Origin of the sequence: Klebsiella sp. 28 (assembly GCF_018223905.1) — a bacterium.
Classification (GTDB): domain Bacteria; phylum Pseudomonadota; class Gammaproteobacteria; order Enterobacterales; family Enterobacteriaceae; genus Klebsiella; species Klebsiella pneumoniae.
This window is the reverse complement of record NZ_JAGRQY010000285.1, coordinates 1-1,394: the sequence shown is the minus strand read 5'-3', so window position 1 is coordinate 1,394 and position 1,394 is coordinate 1. Positions and strand designations below refer to the sequence as shown.

Annotated in this window: 4 protein-coding genes; 2 read left to right on the top strand and 2 right to left on the bottom strand. The window is 49.6% G+C overall.

What is annotated here, in order from left to right; all coding sequences use genetic code 11:
* Positions 1 to 79: 79 nt before the first annotated feature.
* A complete protein-coding gene (locus tag KHQ28_RS28340) occupies positions 80 to 754 on the bottom strand; it encodes an SOS response-associated peptidase (protein WP_032419006.1) in 675 nt (224 codons plus the stop codon).
* A gap of 171 nt (positions 755 to 925) precedes the next feature.
* Here KHQ28_RS28340 and KHQ28_RS28335 point away from each other — a divergent pair, with 171 nt between their 5' ends.
* Both KHQ28_RS28335 and KHQ28_RS28330 read left to right on the top strand, forming a co-directional pair.
* Positions 926 to 1,054 carry a hypothetical protein gene (locus tag KHQ28_RS28335; protein ID WP_004219446.1) on the top strand — a complete coding sequence of 43 codons (129 nt, stop codon included), beginning with the start codon at positions 926 to 928 and terminating at the stop codon, positions 1,052 to 1,054.
* 54 nt (positions 1,055 to 1,108) lie between these two features.
* A complete protein-coding gene (locus KHQ28_RS28330; protein WP_032419005.1) occupies positions 1,109 to 1,231 on the top strand; it encodes a small membrane protein in 123 nt (40 codons plus the stop codon).
* Here the strand turns inward: KHQ28_RS28330 and KHQ28_RS28325 are convergent.
* On the bottom strand, positions 1,228 to 1,394 hold a 167-nt coding region (locus KHQ28_RS28325; RefSeq protein WP_211777787.1), incomplete at its 5' end, for a helix-turn-helix transcriptional regulator. The genes KHQ28_RS28330 and KHQ28_RS28325 overlap by 4 nt on opposite strands.

Genomic DNA, 1,394 nt, shown 5'->3' with positions numbered 1-1,394 from the left:
TCACCGTTCTTGCAGAATACGGTCTTTAATTATCTGTTCACTGAATATGATGCGTTATCCGCCGCTTTGATTACGTTTGTCATGGGCTGAGAGGGGCAAGTAATTCGGGCCCCTGATTTTTCACATTGCCGACCGCCCGCGTTACCGGGTGCCAGGTAAAATCGTCGGCGGAAACGGCTCCGTCGCTGGCTATCTCCGCCGCTTCCGCGCCGGTGACATCCTGCCTCATCCATTCCCGGGCGGCTTCAGGCGCCAGGACCAACGGCCGACGGTCATGAATATCGACAAGACCGCGATCGGCGGCGGCCGTCACGATCAAGAATCCTTCGGCATGGTCCCCACGTTCGAACGGAGTCCGACCAATCGCGGCCATAAAAATTGGCTGGCCATCCTTACGCTGGATAAAGTATGGCTGCTTTGTATTTCCTTCCTTTTTCCACTCAAACCAGCCGTCGGCGAAGCAGATCGCCCGTCCGTGCTCCCACAGCGGCTTGAACATCCTGCTGGAGGCTGCAGTCTCAACCCGGGCATTAATCAGCGGCGGTTTATCCCACCATCCTGGCGCATAGCCCCAGTAAACGGCATCGAGATGGAGTTGCTCATCGCGTTCATTGAGGAGTAAAACTTTTGTCCCGGGCGCGACGTTATAGCGCCCGATAGGCGCCGGGTCCCAGGCAATATCTCGTTCGGCCGCTTCAACGAGATGCGCCAGGTATTCCTCCCGGCTTTGCGCTTGCGCAAAACGTCCGCACATAGCCACCTCCAGCGTGATGTCTGACTAACAGTATAGATCAGCTGCAAAACGGTGTTTTCACCTGCCCAAATACCACGCTCCTTCCACGTTAGTAGACCATTATTTCAGGCCGTCATCTTGCCTGACGTCGCGACAGTACACGCTGGGCGTTAGGCCTGGCATCGTCCGTTTATGCTTCATCGTTATTACCCTAACGCCTGTCTGATAAAGGAAATCGTTTTTACTCTTTTTATTATCTTTCAGAATTATCGCACGGAGTTTTACCTTTGTCTGAAATGGTTGTCGCTGGGTTGTATTTGAAAACATCCACCCCTTATTATTTAAAAAATCATCTTTATCTTTTAAAAGGTTGTTATGAGTAACTTACTATTATTAGTCCTGGCGGTGGTGTTATTGTTTACATCTTTGTTTTTTGGCCCGTCCTATGTTAGAGAAAGAAGAAAAATGAAGATGCGCTTTAATAAATTCCGACGTTAACCGATCCTTCCTGCGGAAAGCGCAAGAGCAACAGATGAGAATCTCGTTAACTCTTGTTTGGTAGCTATTTGGAATTTTTTCATAATATTGATTTTGTGAGAGAAGATCGTCTTATGACTGATGCCCAGTTTTTGCGCTATCTGCTGATTGTTCATTCCCGTTC

Excerpts from the sequence above, each read along its gene's own strand:
- KHQ28_RS28330 (WP_032419005.1), top strand. The coding sequence starts at position 1,109 with ATGAGTAACTTACTATTATTAGTCCTGGCGGTGGTGTTATTGTTTACA.
- KHQ28_RS28335 (WP_004219446.1), top strand. The coding sequence starts at position 926 with ATGCTTCATCGTTATTACCCTAACGCCTGTCTGATAAAGGAAATCGTT.
- KHQ28_RS28340 (WP_032419006.1), bottom strand. The coding sequence starts at position 754 with ATGTGCGGACGTTTTGCGCAAGCGCAAAGCCGGGAGGAATACCTGGCG.